The organism is Streptomyces silaceus (assembly GCF_001419745.1).
Lineage (GTDB): Bacteria > Actinomycetota > Actinomycetes > Streptomycetales > Streptomycetaceae > Streptomyces > Streptomyces silaceus.
The window spans coordinates 1-1617 of the sequence record NZ_LIRJ01000400.1 but is presented as its reverse complement, the minus strand read 5'-3'; the positions used below and the strand labels follow the sequence as shown (position 1 = coordinate 1617).

The following is a 1617-nucleotide window of genomic DNA, read 5'->3' as shown; positions in this document are numbered from 1 at the left end:
GGCGGGGGCTGGACGGGCAGGCGGGGCGGCTCGCCGTCGCACTCGACGAGTTGTACGGGAGCGGACGCGGGGAGGGTTCCCGCGGCGAGTCCGGCGCGCGCGGCGGCAGCGGCAGCGGTGGCGGTACGGAGGCCCCGTACCCCGATGTGCGCGGCTGGTCGGAGGAGCTGGCCGCGCTGTTCGGCCCCGGCGTACGCGAAGAGGTGCTCGCGGCGGCGGCCGACGCGGGGCGGATCGACGCGGCCATGGAACTGGACCCGGCGACGGCGCGGCCCTCCGTGGAGCTGCTGCGCACCGTCCTGTCGTACGCGGGCGGCATGCCCGAGAGCCAGCTCGCCCGGCTGCGCCCGCTGGTGGCGCGGCTGGTGAAGGAGCTGACCGAGGCGCTGGCCGACCGGATGCGTCCGGCGGTGACCGGCCTCGCGCACCCCCGGCCCACCTCACGGCCCGGCGGTCCGCTGGACCTCGCCCGTACGCTGCGCGCCAACCTGTCGACGGCGCGCCGGGATCCGGTGACGGGGGCGGTCACGGTGCTGCCGGAGCGGCCCGTGTTCCGTACGCGGTCGCGCACGTCGGCGGACTGGCGGCTCGTGCTGGTCGTCGACGTGTCGGGGTCGATGGAGGCGTCGACGATCTGGTCGGCGCTGACCGCGTCCGTGCTCGCCGGGGTGCCCGCGCTCAGTACGCACTTCGTGGCCTTCTCCACGGAGGTCCTCGACCTCACCGACCAGGTGGACGACCCGCTCGGCCTGCTCCTGGAGGTGCGGGTCGGCGGCGGCACCAGCATCGCGCGCGGGCTGCGGCACGCCCGGTCCCTGGTGACCGTGCCGTCGCGCACGCTGGTGGTGCTGGTCAGCGACTTCGAGGAGGGCGGCGGCGTCGGACCACTGCTGTCCGAGGTGCGGGCGCTGGTCGACTCGGGCTGTCACGTACTGGGGTGCGCCTCACTCGACGACGAAGGACGGCCGCGCTACTCGGCCGGTGTGGCGGGGCGGCTGGTGGCCGCGGGTATGCCGGTGGCGGCCCTCAGCCCGCTGGAGCTGGCCCGTTGGGTCGGCGAACGCATGGGAGGGACGACCCGATGACGACTGCGCCCGCGCTGCCCCCGGTGGCCGCCGACGTGGCGGCCACCGCACTCGATCCGCTGCCGGCCCGGCTGCGCAAACGCGTCGACGGGGCGGTGGCCAAGGCCGAGGCCTGGCCGGTCGACGTCACGCGGGACGACGACGGCGTCGTGGTCCGCGCGGTGGTCCGTGTCGACGACGAGACGGCGGTGACCCTGGGCGCCACGCGGGGCGTCGTCACGAGGCCGGACGACGCGACGTGCACGTGTCTGCTCGCACCGGCGTGCCTGCACCGGGCGGCGGTGCTGCTGCGAGCGCCGCTGGCGGAGGAGACGGAGGCGGCACCCGCGGAGGCAGCGGACGAAACGGAGGCTGCCCCCGTGGACGACGGGACACAGGCCACCCCATCCGCCGCCGGGACCGAACCGTCCACCACCGGGCAAGAGGCGTCGCCCTCTCCCGCCCCGGATGAGCAAGCGCCGCAATCTCACGCCCCGGATGAGGAGACGCCCCCCTCCACCTCCGGATCAACACCGGCGCCCCTCCCCCTCAC

Annotated in this window: 2 protein-coding genes; both read left to right on the top strand. The window is 75.9% G+C overall.

Going from position 1 to position 1617, the window contains the following annotated elements; genetic code table 11:
• Positions 1-1085, top strand: a 1085-nt coding sequence (locus tag AOK22_RS31360; RefSeq protein ID WP_157872331.1) for a vWA domain-containing protein, incomplete at its 5' end; no start/stop codon positions are given.
• On the top strand, positions 1082-1617 hold a 536-nt coding region (locus tag AOK22_RS41615), incomplete at its 3' end, for an SWIM zinc finger family protein (RefSeq protein WP_208606473.1). The genes AOK22_RS31360 and AOK22_RS41615, both read left to right, overlap by 4 nt.